We start from the raw sequence: 17,737 nt of genomic DNA on the forward strand, positions 1-17,737 counted from the left end.
GATAATCCAAAAATGGTCAGAGCCCTCCTGGTTAGTTGCTCATGGCCTGCACGCGAACCCGCGCAGTACCGCTGCGCAGCATGCCGAGTTGCTCGGCGGCTTCGCGGGAAAGATCGATCAGGCGCCCACGGGTATGCGGGCCGCGATCATTGATGCGGACCACGACGGAGTTGTCGTTGTCGAGATTGGTGACCTTGACTCGGGTGCCGAACGGCAGTTGCCGGTGGGCGGCGGTCAGGGCGTTCTGGTTGAAAGGTTCACCGCTGGCGGTTTTCTTGCCATGGTGCCGGGCGCCGTAATAGGAAGCGGTGCCGGTTTCGTCGTAGCCGTTGGGATTGATGAGGCCGCTGGCGCAACCGGTCAACAGGGAGAACAGGGCTAAAAGGCCAAGTAAACGGGTCATTCAAGGTATCCCCATTATCAAATGTGGGAGGGGGCAAGCCCCCTCCCACAGGAGGTCCGAGCCGAGCATGAAATCTGGCTTGGCCCCTTCACCGCTGTCAGCCTTCGAGCTTGCTTTTCAGCAGTTCGTTCACCTGTTGGGGGTTGGCCTTGCCTTTGGAGGCTTTCATGGCTTGGCCGACAAAGAAGCCGAACATCTTGCCGCGCTTGGCTTCGTCTGCCGCGCGGTATTGTTCGACCTGCTCGGCGTTGGCCGCCAGCATCTCATCCAGTACCGCCGAGATGGCGCCGCTGTCGGTGACCTGCTTGAGACCGCGTTTCTCGATGATCTCATCAGCATTGCCTTCGCCCGCGGCCATCGCTTCAAACACAGTCTTGGCAATCTTGCCGGAGATGGTGTTGTCCTTGATGCGCAGCAGCATGCCGCCCAGCTGTTCGGCGGTCACTGGGGCTTCGTCGATTTCCAGGCCCTGCTTGTTCAGCAGGCTGCCCAGTTCAACCATGACCCAGTTGGCCGCCAGCTTGGCGTCGCCGGCAATGCTCACGACTTTTTCGAAGTAGTCGGCTTGCTCGCGGCTGGACGCCAATACGCTGGCGTCGTAGACCGACAGGCCGAACTGCTCTTGGAAGCGCTCGCGTTTTTGCGGCGGCAATTCCGGCAGGGTGGCGCGGATGTCATCCAGGAACGAGTCCTCGATGACCACCGGCAACAGGTCCGGGTCGGGGAAGTAACGGTAGTCGTTGGCTTCCTCCTTGCTGCGCATGGCGCGGGTTTCGTCTTTGTTCGGGTCGTAGAGGCGGGTCTGCTGGATCACCTTGCCGCCGTCTTCGATCAGTTCGATCTGGCGACGTACTTCGGTGTTGATCGCCTTCTCGATGAAACGGAACGAGTTGACGTTCTTGATCTCGCAGCGGGTACCGTACTCGGCCTGGCCTTTTGGCCGCACCGACACGTTGCAGTCGCAACGCAGCGAGCCTTCGGCCATGTTGCCGTCGCAGATGCCCAGGTAGCGCACCAGTGCGTGGATGGTCTTGACGTAGGCCACGGCTTCCTTGGCACTGCGCATGTCCGGCTCGGACACGATCTCCAGCAGCGGCGTGCCGGCGCGGTTCAGGTCGATGCCGGTGGCACCGTTGAACTCTTCATGCAGGCTTTTGCCGGCGTCTTCTTCCAGGTGGGCGCGGGTGACGCCGACACGTTTGATGGTGCCGTCTTCCAGCGGGATGTCCAGGTAGCCCTTGCCAACGATCGGCAATTCCATCTGGCTGATCTGGTAGCCCTTGGGCAGGTCCGGGTAGAAGTAGTTCTTGCGCGCAAACACGTTGTGCTGGCCGATCTCGGCGTCAATCGCCAGGCCGAACATCACCGCCATGCGCACCGCTTCCTGGTTCAGCACCGGCAAAACGCCGGGCATGCCCAGGTCGACCAGGCTGGCCTGGGTGTTGGGCTCGGAGCCGAACGTGGTGGCGCTACCGGAGAAAATCTTCGATTGGGTGGCGAGCTGGGTATGAATCTCCAGCCCGATCACAACTTCCCATTGCATAGTGTTCTCCTCAGAAGCCGGTAGGGGTGCGAGTGTGCCAGTCGGTGTTCAACTGGTACTGGTGCGCCACATTGAGCAGGCGGCCTTCCTGGAAATACGGTGCGAGCAATTGCACGCCCACCGGCAGGCCATCGACGAAACCGGCCGGCATAGACAAGCCCGGCAAGCCCGCGAGGTTGGCGGTGATGGTGTAGAGGTCTTCCAGGTACTCGGCAATCGGGTCGCCGGTCTTGGCGCCGATCTTCCAGGCCGGGTTCGGCGTGGTTGGACCGAGGATCACGTCGACTTCTTCAAAGGCCGCCATGAAGTCGTTCTTGATCAGGCGACGGATCTTTTGCGCCTTGAGGTAGTACGCGTCGTAGTAACCCGCCGACAAGGCGTAGGCACCGACCATGATCCGGCGTTGTACTTCGGCACCGAAGCCTTCGCCACGGGAGCGTTTGTAGAGGTCGGTGAGGTCTTTCGGATTTTCGCAGCGGTAGCCGAAACGCACGCCGTCGAAACGCGACAGGTTGGAGGACGCTTCTGCCGGCGCGATCACGTAGTAGGCAGGAATCGCGTGCTGGTTGTTCGGCAGGCTGATTTCCTTGATCACGGCGCCCAGGCCTTCCAGCGTCTTGATGCTGTTGTGCACCAATTCGGCGATGCGCGGGTCAAGACCGGCGCTGAAGTATTCCTTCGGAACGCCGATGCGCAGGCCTTTGAGCGAGGTGTTCAGGCTGGCGCTGTAGTCCGGCACGGGCTCATCGATGCTGGTTGAGTCCTGTGGATCAAAGCCAGCCATGCCTTGTAACAATATTGCGCAGTCTTCAGCGGTGCGGGCCAGCGGGCCGCCCTGATCGAGGCTGGATGCGTACGCGATCATGCCCCAGCGGGAAACGCGACCGTAGGTCGGCTTCAACCCGGTGAGGTTGGTGAAGGCAGCCGGTTGGCGAATGGAGCCGCCGGTGTCGGTGGCCGTGGCGGCCGGCAGGAAGCGCGCGGCGACGGCAGCAGCCGAACCGCCGGACGAACCGCCTGGCACGTGTTCCAGGTTCCACGGGTTTTTTACCGCGCCGTAGTAGCTCGACTCGTTGGCCGAACCCATGGCGAATTCGTCCATGTTGGTCTTGCCCAGGGTCACGGCCCCGGCGGCAGCCAGCTTGGACACCACGGTGGCGTCGTAGGGCGCTTTAAAGTTGTCGAGCATCTTCGAGCCGCAACTGGTGCGTATGCCCTGGGTGCAGAACAGGTCTTTGTGGGCGATTGGAGCGCCCAGCAGTGCGCCGTTTTCACCGTTGGCGCGACGTACGTCGGCGGCCTTGGCCTGGCTCAGGGCCAGTTCTTCGGTGAGGCTGATGAAGCTGTTGACCTTGGGATCCAGCGCAGTAATACGCGCCAGCAGGGTCTTGGTCAGCTCTTCGGAGGAAAACGTTTTGTCGGCGAGACCGCGGGCGATCTCGGCCAGAGTCATGTGATGCATGAAAGGCTCTTTCCCTTTAGTCGATGACTTTCGGAACCAGGTACAGGCCGTTTTCGACCGCTGGTGCGATGGACTGGTAGGCCTCGCGATTATTGCGCTCGGTCACGACGTCTGCGCGCAGGCGCTGGCTGGCTTCCAGCGGGTGAGCCAGGGGCTCGATGCCGTCGGTGTTCACGGCCTGCATTTGGTCAACCAGCCCGAGAATGCTGTTCAGGGCTGCGGTGGTCTGTGGAAGATCGGCGTCATTGAGGCCAAGCGAGGCCAGATGCGCGATTTTTTCCACGTCGGAGCGTTCAAGCGCCATGGGAATCTCCAGTGGAAAACAGAACGGAGGCTGTCCGTGTGTTAGATTGTCGGAACACTACCGCATTTCTACGGTCATATGGCCGCGATTGTGGGGGTTGGTGCATAGAAAGTCGGCCAATTTAGCACATTGGCGCCTTGCCCAAAATCCCTGTCGTTGTTAGAGTTTGCCGCACTTTTTTACCCACGCGTTGCCTAGGGTCCTTTCCCCATGTTCAAGAAACTGCGTGGCATGTTTTCCAGCGATCTTTCCATTGACCTGGGCACTGCCAACACCCTTATTTACGTGCGCGAGCGCGGTATCGTTCTGAATGAGCCATCGGTTGTGGCCATTCGGACCCATGGTAATCAGAAAAGTGTCGTTGCCGTCGGCACCGAGGCCAAGCGCATGCTCGGCCGTACACCAGGCAATATTGCCGCCATTCGTCCGATGAAGGACGGCGTGATCGCCGACTTCAGTGTCTGCGAGAAGATGCTGCAGTACTTCATCAACAAGGTTCACGAAAACAGTTTCCTGCAGCCCAGCCCTCGTGTGCTGATCTGCGTTCCATGCAAGTCCACCCAGGTTGAGCGTCGTGCCATCCGTGAATCGGCCCTTGGCGCCGGTGCCCGTGAAGTGTTCCTGATCGAAGAGCCAATGGCTGCTGCGATCGGTGCCGGCCTGCCGGTTGAAGAAGCCCGCGGTTCGATGGTGGTGGATATCGGTGGTGGTACTACCGAGATCGCCCTGATTTCCCTGAACGGTGTGGTGTACGCAGAATCCGTGCGCGTGGGCGGCGACCGCTTCGACGAAGCGATCATCACGTATGTGCGTCGTAACTACGGCAGCCTGATCGGCGAATCCACCGCCGAACGCATCAAGCAGGAAATCGGTACCGCTTACCCAGGCGGCGAAGTGCGCGAAGTCGATGTTCGCGGTCGCAACCTGGCCGAAGGCGTTCCACGTGCCTTCACCCTGAACTCCAATGAAGTGCTGGAAGCTCTGCAAGAGTCCCTGGCCACCATCGTTCAGGCTGTGAAGAGCGCTCTGGAGCAATCGCCGCCGGAGCTGGCTTCCGATATCGCCGAGCGTGGCCTGGTACTGACCGGTGGTGGCGCCTTGCTGCGCGACCTCGACAAGTTGCTGGCCCAGGAAACCGGCCTGCCGGTGATCGTCGCCGAAGACCCGCTGACCTGCGTTGCGCGTGGCGGTGGTCGTGCACTGGAAATGATGGATAAACACACCATGGACCTGCTTTCCAGCGAATAAGATCGTTGGTTACTCCATGTTTCGCCCGCAGGCAGCACTTTGCAGTGCTGCCTGTTGGCGTTTATCTTCTTCAATCTGCATCCAGGCCGGTTAGATGCCGTATGAATAAAGAGAACATTTGCCTGGGAGGAGCGGCTTATTAAACCGCTTTTCGCCAAAGGCCCCTCATTGGGCGTGCGCTTATTGGTGCTGGTCGTGCTTTCGGTCGCGCTGATGGTGGTCGATGCCCGCTTCTCACTGCTCAAGCCGGTGCGTAGCCAGATGTCGCTGGTGTTGATGCAGACATACTGGGTCACCGATCTGCCGCAACGGCTTTACCAGGGGGTGGCCAGCCAATTCGGCAGCCGCACCGAACTCGTCGCCGAAAACGAAAAACTCAAGACCGAAAACCTGCTGTTGCAGGGGCGCATGCAAAAGCTCGCGGCCCTCACCGAGCAGAACGTTCGGCTGCGCGAGCTGCTCAACTCTTCGGCACTGGTCAACGAAAAGGTCGAAGTGGCCGAGTTGATCGGCATGGACCCGAATCCCTTTACCCACCGCATCATCATCAACAAGGGTGAGCGCGACGGTGTGGTCCTCGGTCAGCCGGTACTGGATGCCCGTGGCCTGATGGGGCAGGTAGTCGAGCTGATGCCCTACACCTCGCGGGTGCTGCTGCTGACGGACACGACCCACAGCATTCCGGTGCAGGTCAACCGTAACGGCTTGCGTGCGATTGCCAGCGGCACCGGCAACCCTGAGCGCCTGGAATTGCGTCACGTCGCCGACACGGCCGACATCAAGGAAGGTGACCTGCTGGTCAGCTCCGGCCTGGGTCAGCGGTTCCCGGCGGGTTACCCGGTGGCGACGGTCAAGGAAGTGATCCACGATTCCGGCCAGCCTTTCGCCATTGTGCGCGCCGTGCCCACTGCCGCCCTGAACCGCAGCCGCTATCTACTGCTGGTGTTCAGCGACAACCGCACGCCGGAAGAGCGTGCCAACGACGCCGCCCAGGCTCAGGAAGCGGAGGACAAGAAGAACGGCACTGCGCCGGTGATTCCTGCGACCGTACCCAAGCCCGCAGTAGCGACTCCTGTTGCTCCGACAGTTGCTCCGGTGGTCACGCCGGCCAAACCAGCGGCCCATAGTGCAACGCCGGTGAAACCGACAGCGGCGAAACCACCCGCCACCACGACGCCTGCTGTGAGGCCTGCGGCCGCAGCCCCAGCCACCACGCGGCAGAGGGAGGAATAATGGCCGGTACTCATTCGAGCAATGGCTGGATCGTCTGGCTGACATTCGCTGTCGGGCTGCTGCTCAGCGTTTCCCCGCTGCCCCAATTCATGGAAATCCTGCGACCGCTCTGGCTGGCCTTGCTGCTGGCCTTCTGGTCGCTGAACCTGCCGCACAAAGTGGGTATGGTCACGGCCATGTTCCTGGGGTTGGCGGAAGATGTGCTGTATGGCACCTTGCTGGGCCAGAACGCGTTGATCCTGACCCTGATCACCTTCCTGGTGCTGTCGTTGCAGCAGCGTTTGCGCATGTTCCCGATGTGGCAGCAGTGCCTGGTGATCCTGGTAATCTTCGGCCTGGCGCAGTTGGTGCAACTATGGCTCAGTGCCTTGACCGGTAACCGTCAGCCAACCCTGGCGCTGGTATTGCCAGCCCTGGTCAGTGCGCTCTTGTGGCCCTGGATCAGCTTCGGTCTGCGTGGGTTGAGTCGGCGCTATAAAATCAATTGAATGGATTGCGAGGCTCTGCCTGGTTATCGAACCCCACAGGGAGAGACTGCAATGAATTCGCTTTATCTGGCCTCGGGCTCCCCAAGACGGCGTGAACTGCTGACCCAGATCGGTGTGCCCTTCACCGTGGTCAGCGCCGCTATCGATGAAACTCCTCTTACCAATGAATCGGCTGTTGCCTATGTCGAACGTCTTGCGCGCGGCAAGGCGGCGGCGGGATTTTCTGCGCTTGAGCATTCGCCGGGCGCTTGTGTGTTGGGCGCTGACACGGCTGTGATCGTGGACGGTCAGATCCTCGGCAAGCCGGTTGACCAGGCCGATGCCCTGGCGATGTTGATGGCCTTGGCGAAACGTGAGCATGAAGTGCTCACCGCTATTGCCCTTACCGACGGCCAGCGCTGTGAAACCCAATGTGTAAGCAGTCGTGTACGTTTTCGCGCGATTTCTGTCGAAGAAGCGACAACCTACTGGCACAGCGGCGAACCCCGGGACAAGGCGGGCGGCTATGCTATTCAAGGGCTTGGCTCGGTGTTTGTCGCCGGTCTCAATGGCAGCTATTCCGCCGTTGTAGGGCTGCCGGTGTGCGAAACCGCGCAACTGCTTGCCCGATTCGGCATACCCTGTTGGCAAAACCTTACCGTGCGCTAAACGCCTTGCACCAGCGCCCAGCCTTAAGCGACCGGTCACTATTGTGAAAACGCCTGAACGAGACCCAGCCATGAGTGAAGAGATTCTGATCAATATCACGCCGATGGAATCGCGCGTGGCGGTGGTAGAGAACGGTGTTCTGCAAGAAGTGCACGTCGAGCGCACCCAAAAGCGCGGGATCGTGGGCAATATCTATAAAGGCAAAGTCGTGCGGGTATTGCCGGGGATGCAGGCGGCATTCGTCGACATCGGCCTGGACCGCGCTGCGTTTATCCATGCTTCGGAAATTTCCCTGCGTGAAGGGCCGACGGTAGAAAGCATCAGCGCCCTGGTGCATGAAGGGCAGAGCCTGGTGGTGCAAGTCACCAAGGACCCCATCGGTTCCAAAGGCGCACGCCTGACCACCCAGTTGTCGATTCCGTCGCGTTACCTGGTGTATATGCCGCGTACCGCCCACGTCGGCATTTCCCTGAAAATCGAAGATGAAGCGGAGCGCGAACGCCTGAAAAAGGTGGTCAGCGACTGCGTGGCCGCCGAAGGCATCAAGGAGGCCGGCGGTTTCATCCTGCGTACTGCCGCTGAAGGCGCGGGTGCTGATGAAATCCTGATGGACATCCGTTACCTGCGGCGCCTGTGGGACCAGATCGGCGCGCAGATCAAGACCATCGGCGCGCCAAGTGTCATCTATGAGGACCTGGGCCTGGCCCTGCGCACATTGCGCGATCTGGTCAGCCCCAAGATCGAGAAAATCCGCATCGACTCGCGGGAAACCTTCCAGCGCACCACGCAATTTGTGGCCGAGTTGATGCCGGAAATTGCCGACCGCCTGGAGCACTACCCCGGCGAGCGGCCGATCTTCGACCTGTATGGCGTCGAAGACGAAATCCAGAAAGCCCTGGAACGCAAGGTGCCGCTCAAGTCCGGCGGCTATCTGGTGGTAGACCCGGCGGAAGCCATGACCACCATCGACGTCAACACGGGCGCTTTCGTTGGTCATCGCAACCTCGAAGAGACAATCTTCAAGACCAACCTCGAAGCGGCCACCGCGATTGCGCGCCAACTGCGCCTGCGCAACCTGGGCGGCATCATCATCATCGACTTCATCGATATGGAAGACGAAGATCACCAGCGCCAGGTGCTGCGCACCCTGGAAAAACAACTGGAGCGCGATCACGCCAAGACCAACATCATCGGTATAACCGAGCTGGGCCTGGTGCAGATGACCCGCAAGCGCACCCGCGAAAGCCTGGAGCAGGTGCTGTGCGAGCCGTGCAGCAGTTGCCAGGGTCGCGGTAAGTTAAAGACCCCCGAAACGGTTTGCTACGAGATTTTCCGGGAAATCTTACGGGAGGCACGGGCTTATCAGGCTGAAGGTTATAGAGTCCTCGCCAACCAGAAAGTGGTTGATCGCCTGCTGGACGAAGAGTCCGGTAACGTTGCCGAGCTGGAGGGGTTTATCGGCCGCACGATCCGTTTCCAGGTTGAAACCATGTATTCCCAGGAACAATACGACGTGGTGCTGCTCTGATCCCCATTCGCTTTCTTTCTTCGAGACGGGCAGACCTTGATCTGCCGTCCGCCTACTGCCTTGAGGGTCGCCTGACATGGAGCGTCTGATACGCTTTTTTGCCGCTTTGACCCGTTGGGGCCTGGGCCTCTGTGCCTTGCTGCTGGTATTGGCTGCGGTGTATGTGAGCCTGGGTCGTGAATTGACCCCGCTGGTGGCTGAATACCGCGCCGAAGTCGAAGCCAAGGCCCAGGCGGCGGTGGGCATGCCACTGCACATCGGCAGCCTTGAAGGGCGCTGGAGCGGTTTCGCACCGGTGCTGCTGGCCCATGATGTGATGGTCGGCGAGGGCAGCAGTGCCTTGCGCCTGGATCAGGTCGAGGTGGTGCCGGCTATCTGGGACAGCCTGATGGCGCGTGAGGTGCGTCTTTCGCACCTGCAGGTCAGTGGCCTGCAACTGAGCGCCAAGGAAGACAAGGACGGCCATTGGGCGCTTCAGGGTCTGCCGGTGCAGGACGATCAGCCGCTGGATCCGCAGCAGTTACTCAAGCGCATGCAGATGGTCAAGCGCGTGTCGTTGCTCGACAGCCAGGTCACCCTGCAACCGTTCGATCAGGCACCGGTCACATTGACCTACGTGGGCCTGAGCCTGCACACCGGCATCACCCGTCAACGCCTGGACGCACGCCTGACCTTGCCGGACGGCCAGCCCCTGGCGCTCAGCCTGCGCAGCCGCATTCGTGCCAGTCAATGGAAGGACGCTGAGATTCAGGCCTACCTCAGCCTGCCGCAGAGCGACTGGGCCAAGTGGATCCCGGCCAGGCTGACCCAGCAGTGGACACTTTCGCAGTTCAAGGCCGGCGGTGAGTTCTGGCTGAACTGGAGCAAAGGCACTGTGCAAAGTGCAGTGGTACGTCTCAACTCGCCACAGCTGAAGGGCCGCTACGCCGAGCGCAAGCCGGTGCACATCGAAAACCTTGCCCTCACGGCTTACCTGCAACGCAGTGATACCGGCCTTAAGGTGCTGTTTGATTCGCTGGCGATGAGCCTGGGCGAAACCCGTTGGGAGTCGCGCCTGCAATTGCAGCAGACCCTGGCCACCGACAAGGCGCAGGAAGTCTGGAAGCTGCAGGCGGACCGCCTCGACCTGACCCCGATCACGCCGTTGCTCAACGCCCTGGCGCCGCTGCCCGAAGGTTTCGCCAAGACCCTCGAACATCTGAAGGCCACCGGCCTGCTACGTAATGTGCTGGTGGATTTTCGCCCTGAAGACACCACCGATCAAAAAGTCAGTTTTGCCGCCAACCTTGAGCGGGTCGGCTTCGACGCCTATTTCGGCGCACCGGCGGCGCGAAACGTGTCCGGCAGCATCAGCGGGGACCTTGGCGGTGGCGAGTTGCGCATGGACAGCAAGGATTTTTCCCTGCATCTCGATCCAATCTTCGCCAAGCCCTGGCAGTACCTTCAGGCCAATGCGCGCCTGACCTGGAAGCTGGACAAAGAAGGATTCACCCTGATCGCCCCGTACATCAAGGTGCTGGGAGAAGAGGGCAAGATCGCTGCGGACTTCCTGATCCGCCTGCATTTCGACCACAGCCAGGAAGACTATATGGACCTGCGGGTCGGCATGGTCGACGGCGATGGGCGTTTCACTGCCAAGTACCTGCCAGCGGTGTTGAGCCCAGCCCTGGATGAGTGGTTGCGCACGGCGATTCTCAAGGGCGCGGTGGATCAAGGTTTCTTCCAGTACCAGGGTTCGCTGAACCACGACGCGTTGCCGGCTGCGCGCAACATCAGCCTGTTCTTCAAGGTGCATGACGCCGAATTGGCGTTCCAGCCAGGCTGGCCCCATGTGAGCAAGGTCAAGGGTGAGGTGTTTGTCGAAGAGACCGGCGTGCGCATCCTGGCCAGCAAGGGTCAGCTGCTGGATACCAAGGTCAATGACATCTACGTCAATATTCCCCACGCACCGTCCGGCAAGGAAAGCCATCTGCTGCTCACGGGTGGTTTTGCCGGCGGCTTGGGTGATGGGCTGAAGATTCTCCAGGAAGCGCCGATTGGCACTGCTTCCACCTTCGCGGGCTGGAAAGGCGAAGGTGACCTGCAAGGCAAATTGGACTTGGACGTTCCGCTGGCCAGAGGCATCGAGCCCAAGATCGTGGTGGATTTCCAGACCGACAATGCGCGCCTGCAATTGGCTGAGCCGACCCTTGACCTGACCCAGCTCAAGGGCAACTTCCGCTTCGACAGTGCCAAGGGCCTGAGTGGCGAGAAAATCACGGCCCAGGCGTTTGATCGGCCGATCACTGCGCAGATTTTTGCCGACGGCAAACCGGGCAATATCAGCACCCGTGTCGCCGCCAGGGGGCAGGTGACGGTCAAGCGGTTGACGGATTGGTTGAAAATCAGCCAGCCGTTGCCGGTGTCCGGCGATATCCCGTACCAGTTGCAACTCAACCTGGACGGTGCCGACAGCCAACTAATGGTCAGCTCCAACCTCAAGGGCGTTGCAGTGGACCTGCCGGCGCCGTTCGGCATGCCAGCCAGCCAGGGGCGTGACAGCGTGTTCCGCATGACCTTGCAGGGCGCCGAGCGCCGCTACTGGTTTGATTACGGCGAGCTTGCCAATTTCACCTTTGCCGCGCCGCCGGACAAATTCAATGATGGCCGTGGCGAGTTGTTTCTCGGCGATGGCGACGCCGTGCTGCCCGCCGCCAAGGGCTTGCGTATTCGTGGGGTGCTCTCGGAGCTGGACATCGACCCATGGAAAAAACTGGTCAACCGGTATGCCGGCAACGACCCGGGCGGCAGTGCAAAGCAACTGCTCAGCGGTGCCGACTTCAAGATAGGCAAACTCACCGGTTTGGGCACTCAGTTCGATCAGGTCAGTCTGCAGTTGGACCGAAAACCCGCCGCCTGGGGCATGCAGTTCGACAGCCAGCAGGCCAAGGGCAGCGTCAGCTTGCCGGATGCCAAGGGCGCGCCGATTGCAGTCAACCTGCAATACGTAAAATTACCCGCGGTGGACCCGACGGTGCAGGCTGATGAAAACGCGCCGGACCCGTTGGCCAGCATTGATCCAAAAGACATTCCGGCGCTGGATATCGCCATTGCGCAACTGTTCCAAGGGCCCGATCTGGTGGGTGCATGGTCGCTGAAAATCCGTCCAACCACCAAAGGCCTGGCTTTCAGCGATCTGGACCTGGGCCTGAAGGGCATGCAGCTCAAGGGCGCCGGCGGATGGGAAGGCGCTGCGGGGACCAGCAGCAGTTGGTACAAAGGCCGTCTGGACGGCAAGAACATCGCCGATGTGCTCAAGGGCTGGGGATATGCGCCCACGGTCACCAGCGAAGACTTCCATCTGGATGTGGACGGACGTTGGCCGGGTTCGCCGGCTTGGGTCGGGCCGAAGCGCTTTTCCGGTAGCCTGGATGCAGCGTTTCGCAAAGGCCAGTTTGTTGAAGTGGAAGGGGGTGCCCGGGCGCTGCGCGTGTTCGGCCTGCTCAACTTCAACTCCATCGGGCGCCGCCTGCGGTTGGATTTCTCCGATCTGCTCGGCAAGGGGTTGAGTTACGACCGGGTCAAAGGCCTGCTGGCAGCGAGCGATGGTGTGTTCGTCACTCGTGAGCCGATCACGCTGACCGGGCCGTCGAGCAACCTGGAACTCAACGGTACTTTGGACCTGGTGGCTGATCGCGTCGATGCCAAGCTGTTGGTGACATTGCCGGTGACCAACAACCTGCCGATCGCAGCGCTGATCGTCGGCGCGCCCGCTATTGGCGGGGCGTTGTTCCTGATCGACAAGCTGATCGGTGACCGTGTCTCGCGTTTTGCCAGCGTCCAATACAAGGTGGAAGGGCCGTGGAAGGATCCAAAAATCACCTTCGACAAGCCATTTGAAAAACCAAACTGAGAGCCTGCGGAGTAGCATGGGGCTCTCTTTTTTTTGGTGAATGTCCATACGGAGTGTCGGCCCATGTCCTTCGCGGTAATTCAAATGGTCAGCCAGAGCGACGTGCTGGCCAATCTGGCCCAGGCTCGGCGCTTGTTGGAACAAGCCGCCGAGGGCGGGGCCAAGCTGGCGGTGCTGCCGGAAAACTTTGCCGCCATGGGTCGCCGCGACGTCGCGGACATCGGTCGCGCCGAGGCTCTGGGCGAAGGTCCGATCCTGCCATGGTTGAAACAGGCCGCCCGCGACCTCACCTTATGGATAGTGGCTGGCACATTGCCGTTGCCGCCTGACGGTCAACCCCACGCCAAATCCAATGCCTGCTCACTGCTGATCGACGATCGCGGCGAAATCGTCGCTCGTTACGACAAGCTGCATTTATTTGATGTGGATGTGGCGGATGCCCGGGGTCGCTATCGGGAGTCCGACGACTATGCTTTCGGGAGCAATGTGGTGGTGGCGGACACACCGGTCGGCCGTTTGGGCCTGACGGTGTGCTACGACCTGCGCTTTCCCGAGCTGTACAGCGAGCTGCGTGCGGCGGGAGCTGAATTGATTACCGCACCCTCGGCCTTTACCGCAGTGACCGGTGCTGCGCACTGGGATGTGCTGATACGTGCGCGAGCCATTGAAACCCAGTGCTATGTGCTGGCGGCCGCCCAAGGCGGTGTGCATCCGGGGCCAAGGGAAACCCATGGTCATGCCGCGATTGTCGACCCGTGGGGGCGTGTGCTGACACAACAGGATCAAGGCGAAGCGGTGTTGCTGGCTGAGCGCAATAGCAGTGAACAGGCGTCGATACGGGCGCGCATGCCGGTGGTCAACCATCGGCGCTTTTTCTCGCAGGGCGCACAGCGACCTGCCTCAGAACGATGAATTTAAGGCCAAACCTATGAGCGAGTTGTTGTCCTCAGTCAGTGAACACCTCCTGGCACCCGGTGGCGTGACCATCGAAAGCTTGCAAACCGTGCTGGGCGATCTCGCCGGGCCTGGCATCGACGCCGCCGACTTGTATTTCCAGGGACAGATTTCCGAATCCTGGGCCCTGGAAGACGGCATCGTCAAAGAAGGCAGTTTCAACCTCGACCAGGGTGTCGGCGTGCGGGCGCAATCCGGTGAAAAGACCGGTTTTGCCTACAGCAATGCGATCACGCTGGAGGCGCTTGGCCTCGCCGCCCGTGCGGCGCGTTCGATCTCCCGCGCCGGCCAGAATGGCACGGTGCAGGCGTTCAGCACCCAGGACGTGGCCCAGTTATACGCGCCGGACAACCCTCTGGAAGTGATCAGCCGTGCCGAAAAGGTTGACCTGCTCAAGCGTATCGACGCAGCCACCCGTGCCCTGGACCCACGTATCCAACAGGTCACCGTGAGCATGGCCGGTGTGTGGGAGCGAATCCTTGTCGCGTCCACTGACGGCGGCCTGGCGGCGGATGTGCGGCCGTTGGTGCGCTTCAACGTCAGCGTGATCGTCGAGCAGAACGGTCGCCGCGAACGCGGCGGCCATGGCGGCGGCGGGCGAACGGACTACCGTTATTTCCTCACCGAAGACCGTGCGATGGGCTATGCCCGCGAAGCACTGCGCCAGGCGCTGGTGAACCTGGAAGCCATTCCGGCCCCGGCGGGTACGCTTCCGGTGGTACTGGGTTCGGGCTGGTCCGGGGTGTTGCTCCACGAAGCCGTGGGCCACGGCCTCGAAGGTGACTTCAACCGCAAGGGCAGTTCTGCCTACAGCGGGCGCATGGGCGAGATGGTTGCGTCCAAGCTCTGCACCATTGTCGATGACGGCACCTTGGCCGGTCGTCGTGGCTCGTTGAGCGTCGATGACGAAGGCACACCTACTGAATGCACCACCTTGATTGAAAACGGTGTGCTCAAGGGCTACATGCAGGACAAGCTCAATGCCCGCCTGATGGGCGTGGCGCGCACCGGTAACGGTCGCCGTGAGTCCTACGCGCACCTGCCGATGCCGCGCATGACCAACACCTACATGCTCGGTGGCGAAAGCGACCCGGCGGAAATCATCGCCTCGGTAAAACGCGGTATCTACTGCGCCAACCTCGGCGGCGGCCAGGTGGATATCACCAGCGGCAAGTTCGTGTTCTCCACCAGCGAGGCGTATCTGATCGAAGACGGCAAGATTACCGCGCCGGTCAAAGGGGCGACATTGATTGGTAACGGGCCGGAAGCCATGAGCAAGGTATCGATGGTCGGCAACGACCTGGCGCTGGACAGCGGCGTGGGTATGTGCGGGAAAGATGGTCAGTCGGTGCCGGTCGGTGTGGGCCAGCCAACGCTGAAAATTGATGCGATCACCGTAGGTGGCACGGGGTCGTAAGGGATGGAGCTTCGGGTGGCGAAGATCGCCACCCGGGGAAGGGCATCAACGCAGTCCGCGTTGAGTCTCGTCCAGCTCACGGATGTATTTGAAGATTTTACGGCTGGTGGCTGGCGCCTTGTTATGCGCCTGCTCGTGCTGGGCTTGACGGATCAGGGAGCGCAGTTGCTGGCGGTCCGCATCCGGGTAGTCCAACACGAATTTCTCCAGCACGGCGTCATCGCCCGAGATCAGGCGGTCACGCCAACGTTCCAGGTTATGGAAACGTTCGTTGTACTGGCGAGTGGAGGCATCGGTTTGATCGAGCAAGGCCAGAATGGCGTCAGTGTCCTGATCGCGCATGAGCTTGCCGATAAACATGATGTGCCGTTTACGCGCGATATTCGCGGTGTGCTTGGGTGCGTCTGCAAGCGCCCGGCGCATTTCGTCGGTCAGTGGCAGTTTTGCAATCAAGTCTTTCTTGAGCGTTGTAAGGCGCTCGCCAAGGTCAACCAGAGCATGCAGCTCACGTTTGACCTGGGTTTTGCTTTTCTCCCCATCGAGGGAGTCGTCGTAAGAATCAACCATGGTGGAAGTCCGCAAAGAAACGCCGCCATGATAACCAGTCGGGGGCCGCTTGTCCGGCCCGGTCGCTCGATGGCCTTAACCGAAAGCAGAATTTGAGTGGAGAAAACCATGAGTGCAGCCCAAAGCGTCGGTCCGCAAGCGTTACCGGCACTTCAGGAACAAGTCGAGCAGATCCTTGCCGAGGCCAAGCGCCAGGGGGCCAGCGCCTGTGAAGTCGCGGTGTCGCTGGAGCAAGGGTTGTCGACGTCGGTGCGTCAGCGGGAAGTGGAAACCGTCGAATTCAACCGCGACCAAGGCTTTGGTATCACCTTGTACTCGGGGCAGCGCAAAGGCTCGGCCAGTACCTCTGCCAGTGGCCCGGAAGCAATCCGCGAGACGGTTGCAGCCGCGTTGGCGATTGCCAAGCACACCTCTGAAGATGAGAGCTCAGGTCTGGCAGACAAAGCGCTGATGGCCAAGGACTTGAAGGACTTCGATCTGTTCCACGCCTGGGATATCACGCCTGAGCAGGCTATTGAGCTGGCTCTGACCTGTGAAGCCGCCGCGTTCGACGCTGATGCCCGCATCAAGAACGCCGATGGCACCACATTGAACACGCACCAGGGTTGTCGCGTATACGGCAACAGCCACGGGTTTATCGGCGGATATGCGTCCACTCGCCACAGCCTCAGCTGCGTGATGATTGCCGAGGCCAATGGCCAGATGCAGCGTGATTACTGGTATGACGTGAGCCGCCAGGGTGAATTGCTGGCCGACCCGGTCAGCATTGGCCAGCGCGCTGCACAGCGTGCCGCGAGCCGCCTGGGTGCGCGCCCGGTGCCTACCTGCGAAGTACCGGTGCTGTTTTCGGCGGAGTTGGCGGGCGGTTTGTTTGGCAGTTTTCTGGGGGCGATCTCCGGCGGCAATCTGTACCGCAAGTCGTCGTTCCTGGAAGGTGCAATCGGCCAGAAGCTGTTTCCCGAGTGGCTGACCATCGATGAGCGCCCACACTTGATGCGCGCCATGGGCAGCTCGGCGTTCGATGGCGATGGCCTGGCCACGTATGCCAAGCCGTTCGTCGAAAACGGTGAGCTGGTTTCCTACGTGTTGGGCACCTACTCAGGCCGCAAGCTCGGCCTGCCAAGCACCGCCAATTCGGGCGGCGTGCATAACCTGTTCGTGACCCATGGCGACGAAGACCAGGCGGCGCTGTTGCGGCGGATGGGACGTGGCCTGCTGGTGACCGAGTTGATGGGCCACGGCCTGAATATGGTCACCGGGGATTATTCCCGTGGCGCGGCGGGCTTCTGGGTGGAAAACGGCGAGATCCAGTTCGCCGTCCAGGAAGTGACCATTGCTGGCAATATGCGCGATATGTTCAAGCAGATTGTTGCGGTGGGTAATGACTTGGAACTGCGCAGTAATATCCGCACAGGCTCGGTATTGATCGAGCGGATGACTGTCGCCGGCAGCTAATCTACGCGTTACAAAAAAGCGTGCTATCTCGTCGATAGCGCGCTTTTTTTATGCCTTCCCGAAAACGGATTACTGTGTCAGCGTTGCTTTGATTCTCAATATCATTTAATAATAAATATCATTACCGAATGAGTGTGGATCATGAGTTCTGTCCTGCATGAGGATCCGTATCTGGAAAGCTGGCGCTGGATGAGTCGTCAGATTCGCTGCGGCCTCGATCCCAATGAACCTCGCCTGATCGAACATTCCCTCAATGAGGGTCGATATCTGGCGTGTTGCACCGCAACCCATCCGTGGACGATTGCCGAAACGTCATTCCGCCTGTTGATCGACACCGCCAGTGATATCGCCTTGCCGTGGCACTGGCGATCCACCTGCCTGGACCAGGCTTGGCGCCCGCTGCGCGATCTGGAAAAACTCTCCCACTGTGCCTGTCGCCTCAAGCGCTGGCAGACCTTTGCCTGGCAATTGGCGACCTGCCAATTGCTGCCTTCCCTTTCTGTTTCTGACCTGGTGCAAGGATCCTCCGATGATTAGGGTCTGCCATCACTTATTTCCTGTGCCGCGCCGGGCCTGCGCGATTGCAGGCCCGGCC

The 17,737-nt window shown here is 60.6% G+C and carries 15 protein-coding genes; 10 read left to right on the plus strand and 5 right to left on the minus strand.

What is annotated here, in order from left to right:
- Nucleotides 1-31: 31 nt before the first annotated feature.
- The 4 genes from NDJ82_RS14440 to gatC form a co-directional block, all read right to left on the minus strand.
- Nucleotides 32-403 carry a septal ring lytic transglycosylase RlpA family protein gene (locus NDJ82_RS14440; RefSeq protein WP_099587103.1) on the minus strand — a complete coding sequence of 124 codons (372 nt, stop codon included), beginning with the start codon at nt 401-403 and terminating at the stop codon, nt 32-34.
- 97 nt (nt 404-500) lie between these two features.
- Complete coding sequence (gene gatB, locus NDJ82_RS14445) at nt 501-1,946, minus strand: Asp-tRNA(Asn)/Glu-tRNA(Gln) amidotransferase subunit GatB (protein ID WP_099587104.1); 1,446 nt, start codon at nt 1,944-1,946, stop codon at nt 501-503.
- A gap of 10 nt (nt 1,947-1,956) precedes the next feature.
- Nucleotides 1,957-3,408, minus strand: a complete 1,452-nt coding sequence (gene gatA, locus NDJ82_RS14450) for an Asp-tRNA(Asn)/Glu-tRNA(Gln) amidotransferase subunit GatA (RefSeq protein WP_191948257.1) — start codon at nt 3,406-3,408, stop codon at nt 1,957-1,959.
- A gap of 16 nt (nt 3,409-3,424) precedes the next feature.
- The gene (gene gatC / locus NDJ82_RS14455) at nt 3,425-3,712 is read right to left on the minus strand and encodes an Asp-tRNA(Asn)/Glu-tRNA(Gln) amidotransferase subunit GatC (RefSeq protein WP_003188556.1); all 288 of its coding nucleotides are present in this window, start codon (nt 3,710-3,712) and stop codon (nt 3,425-3,427) included.
- A gap of 210 nt (nt 3,713-3,922) precedes the next feature.
- On the opposite strand from gatC, the gene mreB reads away from it, so the two are divergent.
- From mreB to tldD, 8 genes are all read left to right on the plus strand, one after another.
- Nucleotides 3,923-4,960, plus strand: coding sequence for a rod shape-determining protein MreB (mreB, locus tag NDJ82_RS14460; protein ID WP_002555108.1), 1,038 nt, complete (start codon nt 3,923-3,925; stop codon nt 4,958-4,960).
- A 138-nt stretch (nt 4,961-5,098) separates the two neighbouring features.
- The gene (gene mreC / locus NDJ82_RS14465) at nt 5,099-6,193 is read left to right on the plus strand and encodes a rod shape-determining protein MreC (RefSeq protein ID WP_352230440.1); all 1,095 of its coding nucleotides are present in this window, start codon (nt 5,099-5,101) and stop codon (nt 6,191-6,193) included.
- A complete protein-coding gene (gene mreD, locus NDJ82_RS14470; protein WP_099587107.1) occupies nt 6,193-6,681 on the plus strand; it encodes a rod shape-determining protein MreD in 489 nt (162 codons plus the stop codon). The genes mreC and mreD overlap by 1 nt, the downstream gene beginning before the upstream one ends.
- A 51-nt stretch (nt 6,682-6,732) precedes the next feature.
- A complete protein-coding gene (locus tag NDJ82_RS14475; RefSeq protein ID WP_158878404.1) occupies nt 6,733-7,329 on the plus strand; it encodes a Maf family protein in 597 nt (198 codons plus the stop codon).
- Nucleotides 7,330-7,399: 70 nt separating this feature from the next.
- Nucleotides 7,400-8,857: a ribonuclease G gene (rng, locus tag NDJ82_RS14480; RefSeq protein ID WP_099587109.1), complete on the plus strand. Its 1,458-nt coding sequence runs from the start codon at nt 7,400-7,402 to the stop codon at nt 8,855-8,857.
- Between the two features lie 76 nt (nt 8,858-8,933).
- Nucleotides 8,934-12,749 carry a YhdP family protein gene (locus tag NDJ82_RS14485; RefSeq protein WP_250925746.1) on the plus strand — a complete coding sequence of 1,272 codons (3,816 nt, stop codon included), beginning with the start codon at nt 8,934-8,936 and terminating at the stop codon, nt 12,747-12,749.
- 63 nt (nt 12,750-12,812) lie between these two features.
- Nucleotides 12,813-13,661 carry a carbon-nitrogen hydrolase family protein gene (locus NDJ82_RS14490; RefSeq protein ID WP_250925747.1) on the plus strand — a complete coding sequence of 283 codons (849 nt, stop codon included), beginning with the start codon at nt 12,813-12,815 and terminating at the stop codon, nt 13,659-13,661.
- Between the two features lie 16 nt (nt 13,662-13,677).
- On the plus strand, nt 13,678-15,120 hold the full coding sequence (gene tldD, locus NDJ82_RS14495) for a metalloprotease TldD (RefSeq protein WP_099587112.1): 1,443 nt from the start codon (nt 13,678-13,680) through the stop codon (nt 15,118-15,120).
- A gap of 45 nt (nt 15,121-15,165) precedes the next feature.
- On the opposite strand, the gene yjgA is transcribed toward tldD, so the two are convergent.
- Nucleotides 15,166-15,687: a ribosome biogenesis factor YjgA gene (yjgA, locus tag NDJ82_RS14500; RefSeq protein WP_017138246.1), complete on the minus strand. Its 522-nt coding sequence runs from the start codon at nt 15,685-15,687 to the stop codon at nt 15,166-15,168.
- A gap of 108 nt (nt 15,688-15,795) precedes the next feature.
- On the opposite strand from yjgA, the gene pmbA reads away from it, so the two are divergent.
- On the plus strand, nt 15,796-17,142 hold the full coding sequence (gene pmbA / locus NDJ82_RS14505) for a metalloprotease PmbA (protein WP_099587113.1): 1,347 nt from the start codon (nt 15,796-15,798) through the stop codon (nt 17,140-17,142).
- Between the two features lie 141 nt (nt 17,143-17,283).
- Nucleotides 17,284-17,679 (plus strand): FagA protein, encoded by a 396-nt coding sequence (locus NDJ82_RS14510; protein WP_250925748.1) that lies wholly within the window; start codon nt 17,284-17,286, stop codon nt 17,677-17,679.
- Nucleotides 17,680-17,737: the final 58 nt, after the last annotated feature.

Source organism: Pseudomonas sp. SR18, from assembly GCF_023701505.1.
Lineage (GTDB): Bacteria > Pseudomonadota > Gammaproteobacteria > Pseudomonadales > Pseudomonadaceae > Aquipseudomonas > Aquipseudomonas cyclaminis.

What these genes read in the sequence shown, in the direction of transcription:
- mreB (WP_002555108.1), top strand. Translation starts at nt 3,923, where the DNA reads ATGTTCAAGAAACTGCGTGGCATGTTTTCCAGCGATCTTTCCATTGAC.
- gatA (WP_191948257.1), bottom strand. Translation starts at nt 3,408, where the DNA reads ATGCATCACATGACTCTGGCCGAGATCGCCCGCGGTCTCGCCGACAAA.
- NDJ82_RS14490 (WP_250925747.1), top strand. Translation starts at nt 12,813, where the DNA reads ATGTCCTTCGCGGTAATTCAAATGGTCAGCCAGAGCGACGTGCTGGCC.
- rng (WP_099587109.1), top strand. Translation starts at nt 7,400, where the DNA reads ATGAGTGAAGAGATTCTGATCAATATCACGCCGATGGAATCGCGCGTG.
- gatB (WP_099587104.1), bottom strand. Translation starts at nt 1,946, where the DNA reads ATGCAATGGGAAGTTGTGATCGGGCTGGAGATTCATACCCAGCTCGCC.
- yjgA (WP_017138246.1), bottom strand. Translation starts at nt 15,687, where the DNA reads ATGGTTGATTCTTACGACGACTCCCTCGATGGGGAGAAAAGCAAAACC.
- NDJ82_RS14510 (WP_250925748.1), top strand. Translation starts at nt 17,284, where the DNA reads ATGAGTTCTGTCCTGCATGAGGATCCGTATCTGGAAAGCTGGCGCTGG.
- NDJ82_RS14440 (WP_099587103.1), bottom strand. Translation starts at nt 403, where the DNA reads ATGACCCGTTTACTTGGCCTTTTAGCCCTGTTCTCCCTGTTGACCGGT.
- gatC (WP_003188556.1), bottom strand. Translation starts at nt 3,712, where the DNA reads ATGGCGCTTGAACGCTCCGACGTGGAAAAAATCGCGCATCTGGCCTCG.
- NDJ82_RS14475 (WP_158878404.1), top strand. Translation starts at nt 6,733, where the DNA reads ATGAATTCGCTTTATCTGGCCTCGGGCTCCCCAAGACGGCGTGAACTG.
- pmbA (WP_099587113.1), top strand. Translation starts at nt 15,796, where the DNA reads ATGAGTGCAGCCCAAAGCGTCGGTCCGCAAGCGTTACCGGCACTTCAG.
- tldD (WP_099587112.1), top strand. Translation starts at nt 13,678, where the DNA reads ATGAGCGAGTTGTTGTCCTCAGTCAGTGAACACCTCCTGGCACCCGGT.
- mreD (WP_099587107.1), top strand. Translation starts at nt 6,193, where the DNA reads ATGGCCGGTACTCATTCGAGCAATGGCTGGATCGTCTGGCTGACATTC.
- NDJ82_RS14485 (WP_250925746.1), top strand. Translation starts at nt 8,934, where the DNA reads ATGGAGCGTCTGATACGCTTTTTTGCCGCTTTGACCCGTTGGGGCCTG.